Origin of the sequence: Streptomyces parvus, assembly GCF_014648875.1 — a bacterium.
Lineage (GTDB): Bacteria > Actinomycetota > Actinomycetes > Streptomycetales > Streptomycetaceae > Streptomyces > Streptomyces parvus.
Window position 1 is genome coordinate 41655 of sequence record NZ_BMRY01000012.1, and the last position, 18952, is coordinate 60606.

At 66.3% G+C, this 18952-nt stretch carries 11 protein-coding genes and 2 pseudogenes; 7 read left to right on the forward strand and 6 right to left on the reverse strand.

The window, feature by feature from the left end:
- Positions 1-17: 17 nt before the first annotated feature.
- A pseudogene (locus tag IE140_RS36760) lies at positions 18-128 on the forward strand (HipA family kinase); the annotation flags it as partial.
- 534 nt (positions 129-662) lie between these two features.
- On the opposite strand, the pseudogene IE140_RS29900 reads toward IE140_RS36760, so the two are convergent.
- Positions 663-1265: pseudogene (locus IE140_RS29900) on the reverse strand (IS701 family transposase); the annotation flags it as partial.
- A gap of 968 nt (positions 1266-2233) precedes the next feature.
- Between IE140_RS29900 and IE140_RS29905 the strand changes: the two are divergent.
- The 6 genes from IE140_RS29905 to IE140_RS29930 all read left to right on the forward strand — a co-directional run bounded on the left by IE140_RS29905 (position 2234) and on the right by IE140_RS29930 (position 8398).
- Complete coding sequence (locus IE140_RS29905) at positions 2234-3109, forward strand: cupin-like domain-containing protein (RefSeq protein WP_268252799.1); 876 nt, start codon at positions 2234-2236, stop codon at positions 3107-3109.
- An 83-nt stretch (positions 3110-3192) separates the two neighbouring features.
- Positions 3193-5004, forward strand: a complete 1812-nt coding sequence (locus IE140_RS29910) for a non-ribosomal peptide synthetase (protein ID WP_150197098.1) — start codon at positions 3193-3195, stop codon at positions 5002-5004.
- A 36-nt stretch (positions 5005-5040) separates the two neighbouring features.
- Entirely contained in the window at positions 5041-5238 is a 198-nt protein-coding gene (locus IE140_RS29915) for an MbtH family protein (RefSeq protein ID WP_093436133.1), read from the forward strand.
- A gap of 41 nt (positions 5239-5279) precedes the next feature.
- A complete protein-coding gene (locus tag IE140_RS29920; protein WP_150197097.1) occupies positions 5280-6119 on the forward strand; it encodes a DUF6071 family protein in 840 nt (279 codons plus the stop codon).
- Positions 6120-6205: 86 nt separating this feature from the next.
- On the forward strand, positions 6206-7198 hold the full coding sequence (locus IE140_RS29925; RefSeq protein ID WP_167533559.1) for a TauD/TfdA family dioxygenase: 993 nt from the start codon (positions 6206-6208) through the stop codon (positions 7196-7198).
- Positions 7199-7369: 171 nt separating this feature from the next.
- Positions 7370-8398, forward strand: coding sequence for an SAM-dependent methyltransferase (locus IE140_RS29930; RefSeq protein WP_150197095.1), 1029 nt, complete (start codon positions 7370-7372; stop codon positions 8396-8398).
- Between the two features lie 129 nt (positions 8399-8527).
- Here the strand turns inward: IE140_RS29930 and IE140_RS29935 are convergent, their stop codons facing one another.
- The 5 genes from IE140_RS29935 to IE140_RS29955 all read right to left on the reverse strand — a co-directional run bounded on the left by IE140_RS29935 (position 8528) and on the right by IE140_RS29955 (position 18952).
- Positions 8528-9286: a GNAT family N-acetyltransferase gene (locus IE140_RS29935; RefSeq protein ID WP_093436141.1), complete on the reverse strand. Its 759-nt coding sequence runs from the start codon at positions 9284-9286 to the stop codon at positions 8528-8530.
- A 65-nt stretch (positions 9287-9351) separates the two neighbouring features.
- The gene (locus IE140_RS36470) at positions 9352-15198 is read right to left on the reverse strand and encodes a non-ribosomal peptide synthetase (protein ID WP_189460863.1); all 5847 of its coding nucleotides are present in this window, start codon (positions 15196-15198) and stop codon (positions 9352-9354) included.
- Between the two features lie 329 nt (positions 15199-15527).
- A complete protein-coding gene (locus IE140_RS29945; protein ID WP_141720310.1) occupies positions 15528-16277 on the reverse strand; it encodes a thioesterase II family protein in 750 nt (249 codons plus the stop codon).
- 62 nt (positions 16278-16339) lie between these two features.
- Complete coding sequence (locus IE140_RS29950; protein WP_229826948.1) at positions 16340-17461, reverse strand: amidinotransferase; 1122 nt, start codon at positions 17459-17461, stop codon at positions 16340-16342.
- A 171-nt stretch (positions 17462-17632) separates the two neighbouring features.
- Entirely contained in the window at positions 17633-18952 is a 1320-nt protein-coding gene (locus IE140_RS29955) for a carbamoyltransferase C-terminal domain-containing protein (protein ID WP_141720309.1), read from the reverse strand.

Consider the following 18952-nt stretch of genomic DNA (forward strand, 5'->3'; position numbering starts at 1 on the left):
GGTGGGTGGCCCGGAAAATGCTAGAAGAGGTCATTGTGACCCGCTACGTCACGCCCCTGCGTGAAGGCGGCTCGCTCCCCGGCATCGTCGAGGCCGACGATCTCGGTACGTACGTCATGAAGTTGTCTACCTGGTGGCGCTGACCTGCGGATTTGTGATCCTATGGGCCCTTGGCCTGCGTGGATGTGTCTTTCGCTGACTTTCAGTTTCGTGCTGCGCTATGTAGCCGATTCTCCCCACGCGCTCCCCAAGCCTTCGAATACTCCCCAGATTCTCCAATTCAGGCGCGTCGACCCTGTTGGTGAGATGCGTGTGAGAGGGAACGCTCACTCGCGTGAGACGGGACGAACCCCCGTCGGCCTCAGGCGGCGGGGGATTTCAGTGCGGTGGTGGGTCCCCGGGTTTCAGCGTTCGGGCACCGGCAGTTGGCTCTCAGGCAGGCGTTGGTAGAGGCTTTCGCCGGGCCGCGTAGTCGTTGCGGTCTGCCGTGTAGTGCGTCAGCCGCATGCTCGGACGTCGAGAGAAGCGAACCTGGATTTCTCCAGGGTTGCCGGTCGGGCTGCATGCGTAGAGCCTGCATGCGTACCCGGCATCGGCGGGTTGCTGACAGGTGCAGTCGAAATCCGTCACGACGAGTACTCCAGCTGTAGATCGTGATCGTCATGCCTGGGTGGCTTGTCGCTGGTAGTGGCTTGTGTGGGATCGGGCCTGGTGGAGGCGTCGCCAGGTGGACCAGCGGACTTGGCCAGGGTGTCTGCGCGGAACTTCTCCGCGCTGGTGGCGGCTTCGTGCGAGCAGGCCACCGCGAGGACGTAGCCGGTGCCGTGTTCCTCCAGCGTGCTTCGTAGCTTGGGGTTGCCGCCGTAGACCTCGTCGCCCGCCACCCACGCGGCCCGGTGGCCGGCGTCCAGGAACCGGGCGACCATGTACGCGGCCAGCTCGGGGTTGGTGGCGAAGGCGGTCTTCTCACCCAGTCCGGCGGCGCGGCAACGGTCGTGGTCGGTGGTCCAGGAACGCGGAACATACAGTTCCCGGTCCACTGCGGCGTGCCTGCGCTGACCGGCGTAAACCAGGTAGACGGCAACCTGGGCGTTCTCGATTCTGCCCGCGGTGCCGGTGTACTGGCGCTGGACACCGACCGTGCCGATGCCCTTCTTCACATCACCGGTCTCGTCGACCACCAGCACCGCCCGCTCGTTGTGCAGGTGCTCCAGTACGTATCCACGCACTTCGTCGCGGACGGCGTCGGCGTCCCACTTCGCCCGGCTACAAGGATCGAGCGACGCCAAGAGTCGGCGCTGCAGTCGTGTCATCGCTGCGCGTGGGGGCAAAGGCTGTCTGAGCCGGTTGGGAATGCCATTACCAGCGTGTCGTTCTCACGGCCTACGGGGCGGCTTGACGGGGGTGCGTCGGCATCCGAGTGAGGCGTCTGTCATGCAGGTGTTGACAAGATGGTCCGACGATGGAGCCAGAAGACCGCCGTCGGCGAGGGGCATCGCCCAAGTCGGCAGGAAGATGACGACCGGCCGCGGGAGCAGCCCGGCGACGCGGGGACGCGTCGGGGGGCGCAGCACAGCGGGACGCGTCCCCACCGGCGCTTCTCGTGCGGCCGGGGACTGTTCAGCATCGTCCCTCGAAACCGTTCTGAACATGTCTGTCGTGACGGTTCGAGTGGGCATCAACCGGACAGAGATCTTGCCGCCAGCTTGTTTGCGAGCCAGTATGGTGCCGGTCATGATCGATCCGTCAATACCCCTGCATTTAAACGTTTTTCGCGGTATCGCGGCGCCGTCGAACTCTTACCCGTGGAGAGCTCCGTCCCCGACGGCATACGGCGTACTCACCCATGGCCCCGAGCGGCCACTCGACCCTGAGCGCGGGCGAACGGGAGCGGTGGTCCCATCACTTGTACATGAGTCATCGCCCTGATGCCCGGGGCGGGACCGAAAGCGGGGCCGGAGACGGAACTGCGAACGGAGCCGAGGACGGAAGGGACAAGCCGCCCGAGCGCCGCGGCGAGCAGCGATCACGCCACAACTAAACCGGTCGCATTCACACCGGCTCAGCATTATGTTGCACTTCAACTGTAGGAGGACACCCAGTGACCGCGGTTCCCGCTAGCGCCGGCCCTGCACAGCGCAGTGATTCCGACCAGGACCCGAGAGAGGCGCTCCGACAGGCCGGACTCGACGTACGGCCGATTCCTCGGGCCGCTGAGCACACCCCCGCCGGACTGCAACGGGCCGTCAAGCAGCGCGCGGTCCCGATGATCTTCAATGGGCTGACCGACGAGTGGCCCGCCCGGAAGTCCTGGCAACCCGAGCACCTGCGCCGCACGCGCGGGCACCAAGAGGTCACGGCGCTGATGGGCCTGCCCACCGACGGCGTGCTCTACCCGCAGGACCAGCAGTTGTACGAACGCACCCTGCCGCTGGCCGAGTTCATCGACGTGATGATGGACGAGACCGCGGTCGCGCCGAGCTACCTGGCCTACCAGCGTGCCGCGGACCTCCTCGACCTCTCCGACTGCGACCTGGCCTCCCTGCTCGGACCGGCCGACGGCCCCGGCAGTGACACCAGGGTGTGGATCGGCTCTGCGGGCACCCGTTCCATGCTCCACGCGGACCTCAAGGACAACCTGTTCTGCCAGATATGGGGACGCAAGACCGTCACGCTCCTCTCCTGGGAGGACAGTCGATCCGCGTACCCCTTCCCGGACAATCTCGTCAACAGCCAGCTCGACCTGGCGCATCCGGACCTGGCGCGCTTTCCCCGGCTGCGTGACGCCACGTTCTACAGCACCACCGTCAACCCCGGTGACGTGGTGTTCATCCCGCGCGGCTGCTGGCACGACATCCGCTCCCACACGCCGTCGGTCTCGGTCAACCACTGGTTCGGACCTGCCCAGAGCTTCACCGAGTACCTGGCGCTGCTGGCCCGCCTGGGCCCGGAGTACTGGCGGCGGACCGCCAGTGACTTCATCGGCCACGGCCTGTTCGGCCGCCGCGAGGAGACCCGGTTCTTCTTCTCGCCGCCGTCCACCGGCAAGCGCCTGTACCACGCGCTGCGGACCGGCAACTTCAACCATGACAACGATCCTTCGGCCTGACACGGAGCCGGGATCAGGACAGCCGTCCAGCGGCGGACGAAGGTCCTCCGCAGACCATCCACTTCTGCTGATGGGGAGTTCCCTTGCAAGAGCGCGTCCACGAAGTCATAGCCGGGCACGCGACAACTCGGCCTGACGCACTGGCGATCGCGTCCAGGGGACGCTGGACGACCTATGGCGAACTCCGCGAGCTGGTGCTCGCCACCGCGAGGACTCTGGCGACCACCGTCCGGCGCGCCCAGGAACTCCCCGTCGTCGTCGTCACCGACCGCAGCGAATGGGCCGTCGTCGCCATGCTGGGCATCTGGCGGGCCAACTGCCTGTACGTGCCGCTCGCCGAGGACACCCCCCAGCAGCGTCTGCGCGACATCCTCACCAGCGTGCGGCCCGGCGCGATCCTGACGGACAAGAAGAACGCCGATCACCTCCGGAGCGCGTGGGGCGACTGCCCCGTGGTGGAGATCGAGCAGGCGGCAGAGCCTGGCGGGCCCGACGTCCCGATCGTGGCGCCTCACGATCCGTCGGGGGCGCAGCTGGCCTGCCTGGTGCACACCAGTGGGTCCAGTGGGCCGGCCAAGGGCGTGATGATCGACCATCGCGCACTGAGCAACCTCATGACGGCCGTCTCCCTCCCCTACGCACCGGACGCGGCCGATCGGGCGCTGCACTTCGGCGCCTTCGGCTGGGATTCGAGCATCGAAGAGGTCATCCTCCCCCTGTACAAGGGAGCCTCCCTGGTGATGCGCACCGACGAGGCCGACTTCGGGGTTCCGCACTTCTTGCAGGAACTGCAGAACCAGTCGGTCTCCCACCTTTACCTGCCGACCTCGTACTGGCACGAGATCTGTCTGGAGCTGAGCCGCAGCACCGTGCCCTTCCCGCCGTCCGTGCGGAGCGTGCTGATCGGCGGTGAGGGCGCGTCCGCCGCCGACCTTGCCACCTGGCGCGGCGCCGTGCCCGCGGAGGTGGAGCTGTGGAACTGCTATGGACTCACCGAGACCTGCGTGACCTCCACGATCTACCGTGACGACAGGGGAGTTCCCGCGGAGCAGTTCCGGGGGATGCCGCTGGGCGGCGCCTGCCCCAGCGTGAGCACGGCCATCCTCGACGACGACATGCAGCCGGTTCCGACCGGAGAGATTGGCGAGCTCTACATCGGGGGCCCCGGCGTGGCCAGGGGGTACTGGCGCGACCCCGTGGGCACCGCAGCGTCCTTCATCCCGGCCGTCGGCGGCAAGGGCCGCCACTACCGGACCGGCGACCTGGCCCGGGAGGACGCCTCCGGCCTGCTGCACTACGAGGGCCGTGTGGACCGACAGGCCAAGATCAACGGATTCCGGGTCAACCCCAACGAGGTCGAGGGGGTGCTCGCGGCGCATCCGCGGGTCCGCAGGGCGTGCGTGATCCCGCGACGGGAATCCTCGGGGCTCACTGGAATGGTCGCGTTCCTCGAACTCGTCACGGACGACGGCGACATCCAGCAGATCAAGGACCACCTGAAGGCGCGACTGCCGGGCTTCATGGTGCCCACAACGGTGGAGGTCCTCCAGGAGATGCCGTTGCTGCCGAATGGCAAGATCGACGTCAGCTCCCTCACGAGCAGGGCGTCCGCTGCTGCCGGCACGCCCGCGGGCGTGCCGGAACTCCGGCAGGAACACCACCGCGACGACGAGGTGAAAGCCGTCTGGTGCGAGGCGCTCGGCATCGCTGAGAGCGAGCCTGAAGACGACTTCCTTGAGCTCGGCGGGAACTCGCTCTCCGGAATGCGCATCGCCGCACGCCTCAATGAGGCATTCGACGTGGACATCCGGTTCAGGGACATCTTGGAAGGCCGCACGCTCGCCGGGCTCGTCGCTCGCGTGACGGAGTTGCGGGCCCGCGCTCAGACCAGCTGACCGCGAGTGCTACCGCTTGTGAAAGGGAGACGACTCATGGATGGAACCGTGGAAAATGCGCAGGCGTACGTCGTAGTGGTGAACGCCGAGGGACAGCACTCGATCTGGCCGGCCCATCGTGACGTCCCGGAAGGCTGGCAGGACATCAACGTGCGTGGCAGTCGGGAAGAGTGCCTCGACCACATCGAGCGGGAATGGACGGACATGCGCCCCCTGAGCTTGCGCGGTCAGTAGACGCAGGTCTGACGGCAACGGCTGTTTGGTTTTTCGAGGGGATGACTGACGTGATCAAAACGCTCTACGCCAACGGATGCAGCTTCACCGAGGGGAAGGAGCTGGAGGAAGAAGACCCCGAGTTGCGCCTCGCGGGCAGCAGCAAGGACATCAAGACCCAACTGCTGGTCCGCGACTATCGCAACAAGAAGGCGTGGCCCAGCCACCTGGGAAAGATCTTGGGCGTCGACACGGTCGTCAACGCAGGTCGCAGCGGCGGATCCAACGCCCGCGCGGTGCGGATGGCGTACGACTACGTGTGCAGCTACCTCGCCGCCGGCGGCGAGGCCGATGAACTCCTCGTCTGCCTGGGATTCACGGACCTCGTCAGGACCGAGCGCTTCGAGAGCATGCCCGGAGTGGACGTCAGGTCCGACGCGCCGTTCGACGACGGCTGGGGACTGATGAAGACCAACCTCTCCCCGCAGAAGCACGGCGCCAACCGCGCCGCCCTACGTGCCAACAGGCTCTACTACCGACACCTGTTCCGCGAGGAGCAGGCAACGGTCACCTATGTGCACCAGATATTGAACATGCAGTTCGCACTGTCCTCGATGGGGGTGCGATTCCACTTCCACGACGCCTTGGCGACCAACGCCGAGCCCATTGCCCGGTTCTCGTTCCTGACGCAGCATCTGCTCCGATTCATCCGGCCGGGTGTCCACCGATCCGTGTATTCCATCGGGCACGGCGAAATGGGCTTCAAGGACGGACACACCTTCGAGGAATGGCTGGTGCGTTCTGGGGCGCCCCGCGCATCCGCCCAGCATCCGCTTTCCGAAGCGCACCAGATCTGGGCGACGTTGCTCCATTCGGAGATGAAGGAATCCGGCATTGTCTAGCCGGGGGACGACGGAGACTGCAGAATTCAGGAAGGGTGCTTCGAAACATGTCGCAAGCGTATTCTCACGCAACTGATCACGAGTTCGTGGTCGCTGGAACGGACGATCCTGGGCTGCCTCAGGTACGGGAGTCGTGGGCCGCGCCCGGACAGCACCTGCCGCTGATCCTCGAACCCGAGGTGGCGGGGCTGGACCTGATCGAGCTCGCCGCACGGCACAAGGAGGAGATCCGGGGCCGGATGCTGCGTTACGGCGGGGTGCTGTTCCGCGGCTTCTCCGGCGTCACGACCGAGACGTTCCGCAGCCTTATGACCGAGCTGTCCGGCGAGCCGCTCCAATACCTTGAACGGACCTCACCGCGCCATGAGGTGGGCAACAAGGTCTACACCTCGACGGACTACCCCGCGGCGCAGGAGATCTTCCTTCACAACGAGCAGTCGTACAACACTTCGTGGCCGCTGCGCATCTTCTTCCACTGCGTGGTGCAGCCGGCCGCGGGTGGCGGCACGCCGATCGCCGACTCCCGCAAGATCTACCACCGCATCTCCGAGGCCACCCGCACCAAGCTCGAAGAGCGGAAGTACCGCTACGTGCGCCACTTCGGCGGCCGGCTCGGCCTCAGCTGGCGCGAGGCCTTCCAGACGGAGGACCGCAGTGAGGTGGAGGAGTACTGTCGGCTGAACGACATCAGCTACGCCTGGGGTGAGAACGACGCGCTGACTACCCATCAGGTACGCCCGGTCGTCGCGCGGCACCCTGTCACCGGTGAGGTCACGTGGTTCAACCACCTGGTCTTCTTCAACGTCCAGATGTTCGACCGCGCCACCGTGAAGGCCCTGATGTCGATGGGGAAGGACCAGCTCCCCAACAACACTTACTACGGCGACGGCGCCGACATCGAGCCGGAAGTCATCGAGGAGCTCCGCGCGGCGTACTTGGCGGAGAAGGTGGTCGTCCCCTGGCGCGAGGGTGACGTCCTGATGCTCGACAACATGTTCGTGGCCCATGCCCGCGAGTCGTTCACTCCGCCCCGCCAGATCATCGTCGGGATGACGGAGCCGCGCACGGCTGACCTCTGACGGCCGCCCGCGCACCGTGTCCTATGCACGTTGGGGACTCCTGGATGCCCCTGACCATCGCACACGCCTCATCACCATCCCGCATGCCTCATAACCGCCTGCCGACTAAGAGCACGGTTCCGGTCGCCCGGGCGGGCCGGATTGCACCAGCTGATTGAAGGGTATGACCAGATGTCTTCTTCCCATGCCGGCGCCCTGTCCCCGTCTGACTGGACCCGTGGCCCGGTCGCCGACCTGTTCTCCTCCTACGTGGCCTCCTCCGCGATGTCCACAGCGTGCCAGCTGGGACTCCTTGACCGGTTGGCCGAGAAGGGCGAGGCACGCCTCAGAGACAGCGCCGAGGACCGACTCGACGTGAACGTCGTGCGGAACGTCTACCGCGCGCTCCACTGGGCCCAGATCGTCCAGGTCAAGGACAACGACCTGGTCATACCAGGACCGCGCTTCGAGGAGGCCTACGCCGCACGCGGCTACTTCTACTGGCTGGTCAAGGGCTGTGGCGAGCTCTTCAGCCTCGCACCGGACGTGGCCCGCGAAGACCAGCGGGTGGGCGACTTCTACCATCGCGACATGCGCGCGGTGGCCATCGGGTCGCGGCTGATCGGTGAGGAGGAGGTCGAGCGGCTCTTCGACACGGTCCTGGCCGACCTCCCCGTCAAGAAGGTTGCCGACCTCGGATGCGGGTCGGGGCAGCGCCTCATCCGCATCGCCGGAAACCACCCAGGCGTCAACGGCGTCGGAGTGGACCTGTCGACCGCCGTGGTCCAGCTGGCCACCGAGTCGGTCCAGGAGGCCGGTCTCGCGGACCGGATCGCCGTGCTCCAAGGGAATGCTCTAGAGCTCGAACCGCTCCCCGAGTTCGCCGACGTGGACACCATCACCTGCGTCTTCATGGGGCACGACTTCTGGCCGTACGAGAGCTGCGTGAACACCCTGCGCAGGCTGCGGACGGCGTTCCCCGCGGTCGAGCGGCTGTTCATCTGCGACGTCGTCCGCACCAGCGAACTGCCCGGCCCCGACACCACCATCTTCACCCTGGGCTTCGAGTCGGTCCACGCGCTGATGGGCGACTACCTGCCGACGTACGTCCAGTGGCAGGAGGCCTTCGTGGAGAGCGGCTGGAAGCGCGCGGCGGTCCACCAGATGACCACTCCGCCCAACGGCTACTTCTTCGAGCTGGTTCCCGTGACGGAGGCGTGAGCGGGACCGTCCACGCCTGCTGCGCGTAGCGCACACCGGGGGCGGGTCACCGGGCAGCTGCCCGGTGACCCGCCCCCGCTTGCGTGCCCGCCCGGTAATGGGGGGCACGCGGCGCCGACGCCGTGCCGATCAGGAAAGACGCTGGTACACCCACACGTTGGGCTCGACGTAGACGGCGAAGTCGTTGAGCAGGTCGCAGTGAACGGGCGTCAAGGCGTCCGGAACGATCACCGGGCCGCTCTCGTCGAAGGGCAGGCCGGTCCACTGCCGCCACTGATCCACCGATCCGGGGATGACCATCGAGGCAGGGGCTATCCCGACGATGTCGGAGCCGAGCTTGACGTGTGCGCGCAGCAGCGGGTCCGCCGGCAGCCCTGCCTCCGTCGACCGCGCCACGTAGTCGCTCATGGAGACGTGCGGGGCATCCGCCTTCCCCGGCGGCCGGACCGGCGCGATGAAGTGGCGGAAGCCCTTGTCCCTGGCGTTCGCGTGAGCTTCGCGGAGCATCCGGGTCCCGAGCCCCGACCCCCGCAGTTCCGGGCGCACCATGATCTCCAGACCGCAGACGGCGTCGCCCCTGTAGCCGGCCAGCCGCGTGAGATGGGCCTGACGCACCATGCCGTCCCATCCGGTGTCGGGTAGCCCGTCCGGCGGGACGTCGGCCAGGCCGACGGGTATCGAATGCGCCCGTGCAAGCACTCTGTCGGGTGCATCGGCCGAGAAGGCGACGAGCGTGAACTCGGCGTAGTGCCGGGCCGCGTCGATGTAGAACCTCTCGCCGATCGGCTCGTGCGTCATGAACTCGGGCCAGCTGCCTTTGAGGGCTTCGGCGCGTCCGGTCAGCTCGGGTCGCTCCGCCAGGGTCGTCAAGCGAAGGTTCTCGATCATGATGTTCCTCTGCTCTGTTGCCAGTTGGCCGCGACCGGCCTGCTCGGGCGTCACTTCGCGCAGGCTCATTCGCTGTCTCCGGCGGAGGAGATGGGGTGGATATGGGCTGCCAGCGCGGCGATGGTCGGGTGGTCGAAGACCGCCTGCAGACTGGCCTCGCTGTCAAGCGCCTCGTTGACCCGGGAGATGACTTGGATGGCGAGCATGGAGTGGCCGCCGAGTTCGAAGAAGTCGTCGTGGATGCCGATGGGGGTGATGTCGAGGAGCTCGGACCAGATGGCCGAGATGGCCTCCTGGGTGGGATTGCTGGGCGCCTGGAAGGCTGCGTCCAGGTCGGGGCGCGCCCCGTCGGGTTCGGGCAGGGCGCGGCGGTCGAGCTTTCCGCCGGGGCCGACCGGGAGCTCCTCCAGACCGACGATGACCGAGGGGACCAGGTAGCTCGGCAGGCGACGAGCCAGGTCCTCGCGGAGCTGCGGGTCGGGGAACTCCTGGCCGGCCGTACCTGCCAGTCGCCCGTGCCCGGGAGCGGGCGTGACGTAGGCGACGAGCCGTAGGGCTTCGGGTCCGTTCCCCCGTGCCACGACGACTGCCTGGCCCACGCTCGTGTGGTCGCGCAGTGCGGCCTCGATCTCGCCCGGCTCGATGCGATAGCCGCGGATTTTGACCTGGTCGTCCATTCGGCCGAGGAACTCCAGGTCTCCCGACGGCAGGTAGCGCACAAGGTCGCCGGTGCGGTAAAGGCGGTCGCCGGGCCCCCCGAAGGGGTCGCGCACGAACCGCTCGGCGGTGAGCCTGGGGTTGTTCCGGTAGCCGTTGGCCACGCCGGCGCCGCCGATGTAGAGCTCGCCGGGGACGCCGGCGGGTGTGAGGGCCTGGTGGGCGTCGAGGACGTAGAGCCGGGTGTTGGTGATCGGCTTGCCGATCACCGGGCGGTTGCCTTCCACCCGTGCCACGGTGGCGTCGACCGTGCACTCGGTCGGGCCGTAGAGGTTGTACGCCTCGTGCCCGTGGCGCGCGGACAGTGCGGTGAGCATCAGCCACAGCTCGGGATCGATGGCCTCGCCGCCGATCAGACTGAAGCGCGGCGCGTACTCGCGGCTGAATACGCCCGAGTCGATGAGGCCGCGGAGGAGGGACGGGGTGCAGCTGAACGCATCGATCCGCTGCTTCCGCATGTAGCGGACGACCGCGGAGGCATCGCGTCGTGTCGCCTCGTCCAGCACGTGCAGGGTCACGCCCTCGCACATCAGCAGCAACAGTTTCACGGCGGAGTCGAACGACAGGGAGGACAGCAGCAGGCTCTGCATGCCGGGCGCGTAGACGTTCCGCTCGCCCCACTCCTTGCGGAACGCCATCGCCAGGTTCGCCACGGAACCGTGGGTGATTTCTACGCCTTTGGGTTGTCCGGTGGATCCGGAGGTGTAGATGACGTAGGCGAGGTCGTGGGGTTGGGGTGTGTGGGGTGTGGTGGGTGGGGTGGTGTGGGTGGGTTGGGTGTGGATGGGGATGTGTGTGGCGTGGTGGTTGGTGGGGGTGGGGGTGGGGGTGTCGGTGCCGGTGAGGATGTGGGTGGTGCCGCTGTCGTTGATCATGTGGTTGAGGTGGTGGGTGGGGTAGGTGGGGTCGAGGGGGAGGTAGGCGGCTCCGGTGTGGAGGGTGGCGAGGATGCCGATGATCATTTCGTGGGGGTGGGTGGCGGTTATGCCGACGATGTGGCCTGGTTTGACGCCTGCGGTGTGGAGTTGGTGGGCGGTGTGGCGGGCGGTGTTGTCGAGTTGCTGGTAGGTGAGGGTGGTGGTGCCGGTGGGGGTGTTGGCGGTGAGTGCGGGGGCGTGGGGGGTTTGGGTGAGTTGGGTGTTGAAGAGTTCGGTGATGGTGGTGGGGCCGGTGTTCGGGGTGGTGGTGTTGTTCCAGTGGGTGGTGAGTTGCTGGTGTTCTGCGGGGTCGATGTGGGGGAGTTCGGAGAGGTGTTGGTTGGGGTCGTGGGTGATGGCGTTGAGGGTGTTGAGGTAGGCGTTGGTGATGCGTTGGATGGTGGTGGGGTTGTAGAGGTCGGGGTTGTAGACGATTTGGCCGGTGAGGGTGTTGTCGGTGTTTTCGGTGAGGTGGAGGGAGAGGTCGAAGCGGGTGACTTCTTCGTTGGGTGTGAAGGGGGTGGTGGTGAGGTTGGGGAGGGTGAGGGTGGGTGGGTTGAGGGTGTTGAGTTGGAACATGATCTGGACGAGGGGGTTGTGGCTGAGGTCGCGGGTGGGGGCGAGTTCTTCGACGAGGTGATCGAAGGGGAGGTCTTGGTGTGCGTAGGCGTTGAGTGCGGTGGTGCGGACGTTGCGGAGGTGGGTGGTGAAGGTGGGGTTGTCGGTCAGGTCGGCTCGGATGATGAGGGTGTTGAGGAAGAGGCCGATGAGTGGTTCGAGTTCGGGATGGGGGCGTGCGGTGATGGGGGTGCCGATGAGGACGTCGTTGGTGGCGGTGTAGCGGGCGAGGACGGTGTGGAACGCGGCGAGGGTGACCATGAACATGGTGGCGTTGTGTTCGTGGCCGAGGGTGCGCAGTGCGGTGGTGGTGTGGTGGGGGATGTCGAAGGTGGTGGTCGCACCTCGGTGGGAGCTGATGACCGGGCGGGGTCGGTCCAGGGGCAGTTGGAGGATGGTGGGAGCGTCTGCCAGCTCCGCACGCCAGAACTCCATCTGAGACGACAGTTTGCCGTCCTCGAACCAGCGTCGCTGCCAGGCGGCGAAGTCGGCGTACTGCACCGGAAGATCCGGCAGTGTAGCGTTCCGGCCCTCGACCAACGCGGTGTACAGCAGCTGGATTTCATCGAACAGCACCGTCCGGGACCAGGCGTCGGCCGCCACGTGGTGCATCGTCACCATCAATACGTGGTCGTCGGCCGCCAGTCGCAGCAGGCCCGCGCGAAACATCGGTCCGGTGGAGAGATCGAACGGCGTGAGCGCCTCGGCCGCGACCATGCGACGAGCCGCGGATTCCGGTTCCGGTTCCGCCGATATGTCGGTCACCGGCAGATCCACCGGCTGCGGCGCACTGACCGACTGCCACGGCCGGCCGGCCTCGTCGTGAAGGGTCGTCCGCAGGACTTCGTGCCGCGCCACCACACCGCTCAGCGCCGCGCCCAGCGCGTCCACCTCGAGCGCGCCGTTCAGCCGCACCGCGTCGGGGATGTTGTAGAAGGGGTTGTTCGGCATCAGCTGGTCGAGGAACCACAACCGCTGTTGGGCGAACGACAGCGGGAGCTGCTCGGTCCTGGGCACCGGCTGGAGTGCTTCCCAGGTCCTGTCGACGGTGCTGGTCAGGCTGTTCACGTGTTCTGCCAGCGCGGTGATGGTGGGGCTGTCGAAGATCACCCGCAGGGTCATGTCCGTGTCGAAGGCCTCGTTGACCCGGGAGATGACTTGGATGGCGAGCATCGAGTGGCCGCCGAGTTGGAAGAAGTCGTCGTGGATGCCGATGGGGGTGATGTCGAGGAGCTCGGACCAGATGGCCGAGATGGCCTCCTGGGTGGGATTGGTGGGTGCCTGGAAGGCTGCGTCCAGCTCGGGGCGCGCCCCGTCGGGCTCGGGCAGGGCGCGGCGGTCGAGCTTGCCACCGGGCCCGACCGGGAGCTTGTCCAGCGCCATGATCACGGAGGGGACCATGTGGTCGGGCAGCAACTGTGCGAGGTCGTCGCGAAGCTGGGGGCCGGCGGAGTCCTGCCACGTCTGCCCCGGGGCGGAGGTGACGTAGGCGATGAGCCGTAGTGCGTCGGGCGTGTCACCGTGGACGATGACGACAGCCTGGTCCACGCCGGTGTGCTTGCGCAGGGCGGCCTCGATCTCGCCCAATTCGATGCGGTAGCCGCGGATTTTGACCTGGTTGTCGACCCGGCCGAGGAACTCCAGGTCTCCCGATGGCAGGTAGCGCACGAGGTCGCCCGTGCGGTAGAGCCGGTCGCCCGGCTCCCCGAACGGGTCGGGTACGAACCGCTCGGCGGTGAGCCGTGGTCTGTTGAGGTAGCCCCTGCCCACGCCGGCGCCGCCGATGTAGAGCTCGCCGGGGACGCCCGCGGGTGTGAGGGCCTGGTGGGCGTCGAGGACGTAGAGCCGGGTGTTGGTGATCGGCTTGCCGATCACCGGGCGGACGCCCTGCACCGGCGCCACGGTGACGTCGACCGTGCACTCGGTCGGGCCGTACAGGTTGAACGCGGTCACGTCGCCCTGCCCCGCGAGCTGCTGCCACAGCGCGGCCGGGAAGGGTTCGCCGCCCGCCAGGATGCGCAAGGGGGAGGGAGCTGGGCCGGCCGCGAGCAGGGCGGCGAGTTGGGACGGAGTGCAGCTCACCGAGTCCACGCCGTGCTCGCGCATGTACCGCGAGACGGCGGGGAGGTCCCGGCGGTTCTCGGGGACGTGCAGGCAGCCGCCGGTCAGCAGGATGCCCAGCGCGCGCCACGAGGCGTCGAAGCTGAGGGAAGCAAGAAGTAGGACATGGGATCCGAAGTACTGCTGAAGGTCGTTGAGCGCACCCGTGAGGTTCGCGTGGGTGATTTCTACGCCTTTGGGTTGTCCGGTGGATCCGGAGGTGTAGATGACGTAGGCGAGGTCGTGGGGTTGGGGTGTGTGGGGTGTGGTGGGTGGGGTGGTGTGGGTGGGTTGGGTGTGGATGGGGATGTGTGTGGCGTGGTGGTTGGTGGGGGTGGGGGTGGGGGTGTCGGTGCCGGTGAGGATGTGGGTGGTGCCGCTGTCGTTGATCATGTGGTTGAGGTGGTGGGTGGGGTAGGTGGGGTCGAGGGGGAGGTAGGCGGCTCCGGTGTGGAGGGTGGCGAGGATGCCGATGATCATTTCGTGGGGGTGGGTGGCGGTTATGCCGACGATGTGGCCTGGTTTGACGCCTGCGGTGTGGAGTTGGTGGGCGGTGTGGCGGGCGGTGTTGTCGAGTTGCTGGTAGGTGAGGGTGGTGGTGCCGGTGGGGGTGTTGGCGGTGAGTGCGGGGGCGTGGGGGGTTTGGGTGAGTTGGGTGTTGAAGAGTTCGGTGATGGTGGTGGGGCCGGTGTTCGGGGTGGTGGTGTTGTTCCAGTGGGTGGTGAGTTGCTGGTGTTCTGCGGGGTCGATGTGGGGGAGTTCGGAGAGGTGTTGGTTGGGGTCGTGGGTGATGGCGTTGAGGGTGTTGAGGTAGGCGTTGGTGATGCGTTGGATGGTGGTGGGGTTGTAGAGGTCGGGGTTGTAGACGATTTGGCCGGTGAGGGTGTTGTCGGTGTTTTCGGTGAGGTGGAGGGAGAGGTCGAAGCGGGTGACTTCTTCGTTGGGTGTGAAGGGGGTGGTGGTGAGGTTGGGGAGGGTGAGGGTGGGTGGGTTGAGGGTGTTGAGTTGGAACATGATCTGGACGAGGGGGTTGTGGCTGAGGTCGCGGGTGGGGGCGAGTTCTTCGACGAGGTGATCGAAGGGGAGGTCTTGGTGTGCGTAGGCGTTGAGTGCGGTGGTGCGGACGTTGCGGAGGTGGGTGGTGAAGGTGGGGTTGTCGGTCAGGTCGGCTCGGATGATGAGGGTGTTGAGGAAGAGGCCGATGAGTGGTTCGAGTTCGGGATGGGGGCGTGCGGTGATGGGGGTGCCGATGAGGACGTCGTTGGTGGCGGTGTAGCGGGCGAGGACGGTGTGGAACGCGGCGAGGGTGACCATGAACATGGTGGCGTTGTGTTCGTGGCCGAGGGTGCGCAGTGCGGTGGTGGTGTGGTGGGGGATGTCGAAGGTGGTGGTCGCACCTCGGTGGGAGCTGATGACCGGGCGGGGTCGGTCCAGGGGCAGTTGGAGGACGGCGGGAGCGTCTGCCAGCTCCGCACGCCAGAACTCCACCTGGGACGACAGATCGGTCTCGGGCCCCTGAGCCGTCACCCACAGCATGTGGTCGTCAGGGGCCAGTCGCACCAGGCCGGCACGGAGCAAGGGCTCGGCTGCGGAGCCCGAAGACCCTGAAGAGTCGAGTGCGAGGTCGAACGGCGCCAACGCTTCCTGCGTGACCCGCCGAAGCGCGGCGGCCTCGGGGTCCGGTTCCGCCGACACGTCCACGACCGGCAGGACAACCGGCGGCCGTTGGCCACCCGGGTGGCCTCCTGCGGACCTCAACGTCGCTCCCAGCGCTTCGACGTCCAGCTCGCCCCTCAGTCGGACAGCGCCAGGTATGTTGTAGAACGGATTGCCCGATTCCAAGGTCACGCCAGCCCACTTTCCCGTTATGTGACATCGCAATGAGTAAGTCACAGCCCCATCAGGCTGCGCGCCGCCGTATCGACGATTGCCGTCACGCGTTTGACATTCGGTTCTAGAAAGAAATGATCGCCGTCGATCTCGACGCTCCGGAATCTCCCCGTCGTGAAGCGGGACCATTGCCGGACGTAACTCAGCGGAGTTCCCTCGTCCTGGCTCCCGTAGAGGCCGATCACCGGGATCGGCACTCCTCGCTCACGGATTCCCTGTGCCGCGTCCGACAGGTGCAGATCCGCCTTCAGCGCAGGCAGCATCATCTGTGCGAATGCCGGATCGGCCGCCAACTGCGCATGGAGGCCGCTCACGGATGCGAGCCGGCTGAGGAGTTCCGCGTCCGATAGGCCACGAGCGCTCGACCTCAGCGGGCCGCTCCACGGGGATCGCCGTCCGGAGACGAAGAGCACGGCATCGGATTCGCTCCGGTCGCCGAACAGTTCCTGCCCCACGCGGGCCGCCAGTGTCGCCCCGAGGCTGTGCCCGAACAGGACGGTCTTCTCGTCGGCCAGTGGTGCGATCGCCTCGACGAGTGCGCTCACCACCCGCTCGGCGTCCGCCTCGGCCGGCTCCGCGACGCGGTCCTCCCGGCCCGGAAGCTGGACCGCGTAGACATTGACCAGCCGCGACAGGTGGCGGGGCCAGTCCCGGAAGACCCTGGCCCCGCCACCCGCATAGGGAAGACAGATGAGATTGCACAGGGTCACGTGGCGATCCGGCGTAAGATTCTTGAGAATCTCACCCATCCTCCCCACCTCGCTCCGTGCGGTCGTTCCCTTTCGCGCGTGCAGTGTCCGGGATGTGCTGCTCAGTCAAGGTAGGACTCAAGCGTGCCCGTCCGGCGAACGTCCAAGGTGGCGCAGTGGAAAGAGCCGCCGAAGCTGTTGAAGTTCCGGAAGTTGCACGGAATCGGAGTGAATCCCCAGTTCTTGAACATCTGAATCATCGGTTCGTCCTGGGCTTCGACGATCACCCGCTTTTCGTCCAGCATGAGGATGTTCATGTTGATCCACTTGCTCGTCATGTACAGCGGGTGCGAGTCGGGGATCACCGGAGCCGGAGCGGCCATCACGTCCCAGCCCTTGAACATGGAGGGAACGTCGGGCACGCGCTCGGGGTTGATGAGCAGCTTGCCGGGCGCCAACGGCGCGATGGTTGCGTCGATGTGCATGGGGTGCGGGTCGTCGAACTCCACCACCCTGACGCGGTAATCGTCCCCCAGGCAGCGGCGGACCCACTCGATGCCGAACTCATTGGTGACGTTGCTCTTCTGCACGACGATGTCGCGCCCGAAGCGGAGGAAGTCGGCGGCGTCGAAGGTGGGCTCGAACTCGGTCACCACCAGACGCGTCGGCTCGCCTTCTGCCGGCTCGGTCCAGTCGAGGTCGTACTGGGCGTCCGTGAGCTCCGGCTTGGGGCCGGCGGTCCACCCCGCTCCGCTGTGGAAGTACTCCTTGAGCAGTGGCCGGTACGCCAGGGTCTCGTAGTAGCGCGACCGCCAGGCCATCGGGCACTCGATGATCTGGTCGCCCACGACCAGCAGGGCGTCGCGCGGCATCGCGGCGTACAACCCGGTGCTCGTCCACGCGCCGGTCGAGTAGGGCTGGGACTGCGGGATCGGCTCTGGGCGGCGCACGGTGACGCCCTCGCCCTCCAATATGCGGACGAACTCCTCCAGCTCCTCGCTGGCGGCCTTCACCTGGTCGGCCGGGAACGCGTGTCCCGCGTACTTCTGGAACGTGCCGTGCTGATTGGTGGGGAGAACCGGCGCCAGCGACGAGTGCCACGGCGGGAAATGAGCATCGTCCATGATGCCCACGATGACTTCTTCGAGCGGATCCCACTCCGTGTGGGACGAGACCTTGCTGCTCCTGGAGACATGCGGTGTGTACTCGTCGGGGCGGAGGGTTTCAGACATCAGGATGTTCATCCGTCCTAGTTACGTGTGCGGGATGTTCGCTGGTGGACCCGTGGACGACGACGGGAGCGTCAGTCGTAGATGTACGAGTCTTTCTTGGAGAGCCGCTTTGCTCGCCGCCGCCAGGCGAGGTACCGGCCCAGTGAGCGAAACGGGCTCGTCAATTTGCCTATAACGCTGAATCTAGAAGACATTGATCCCATATTTCTTCGTGAACATCTGAGCATCGTGGGCATTGTCGACCATCGGCTCGTCCTTGATGTTCAATGAGGTGTTGAGCAGCATCGGAACGCCAGTCTTTTCGTACCACTCCTCCAGTACCTGGCGAAGTACCGACGAGCTGTCTTTCCTGACTACCTGGACGCGTGCGGTGCCGTCCACGTGCGTGACGCTTGAATAGTCGTGCAGGGCCCGGCTGGTGAACTGCATGTACTCGTTCATGGGGCCTTCGAAGTACTCGCCTGCGAACTCTTCCAAGATCGCGGGCGCGAACGGGCGGAAGAGCTGCCGCCGCTTGATGCGGTTCACCGTGTCCTTGAGGTCGTACCGGCAGTCCGCCAGGAGGCTGCGGTTCCCCAGCGCGCGCGGCCCGAACTCCGCCCGCTCCGATGCCACGCCGCAGACCTTCTCGGCCAGGAGCTCCTCCACGATCGCAGACGGGTTGGCCCGTGGGAGCTCCGTCCCGAGATACGGATCTACCCACGTCAGCTTGGCGCGTCGAACCAGGGCCGCGGCACCGAGCGCGCTGCCCGCGTCACCGGGGTTGGGCATGATCCACAGGTTCTTGCCCTCGATGCGCGAGTTGGCGACGCAGTTGAGGGCGCATCCGCCCATGAGGACGAGGTTGACCTTCGGGCAGAGCTTGACGAGCTCCAGCAGCTTCTCCTCGAAGAGCAGCTGGACGGATGCGGCCAGGTCCTCGTTGCGCGCGTCGGGGTAGATGTCGTCGCAGCCCAGGTGCAGATTCCTTTCCAGTAGCGGGCTCAGGTCATAGCGGGGCTCCCCATAGGCGGCCATGCCCATCGTGATGTACTCGTCGGAATTCGGCTTGAGCCCGATGCGCTTGGTGATCGCGGAATAGAGCAGACCCAGCGAGTAGGGATAGCGCCAGCTGCGCACCTTCTTCATGTTGTCCCATATGGAAATGGTGTCCCATTCGCCGATCGCATCGACGACGAGGATGTTGCAGTCGTCAAAGGGCGCCGTGTAGTAGCCGGCTGCGGCATGAGACTCATGATGAGAGAAGGAAACGTCTGCACGGGTGCGCCGACGCGCCAGCTTCTGCCCCGAGTAGAGCCGCCGCGTGGCCTTGAGCCAGGGGCGCTCGTAATACGCGACGGTATCGGCCTTGCGCATCATCTCAAGCTGTGTGGGATGCAGCCAGCGGTCTCCCTTCTCCCGGGAGTAGCGCTCGCTGTGTGAGGCGTGAACGATGTTCGTGTCGTCCAGAAGACACAGTGCAGCGTCGTGAAAGCCTTCCGAAAACCCCGCAATGAGTGCCAA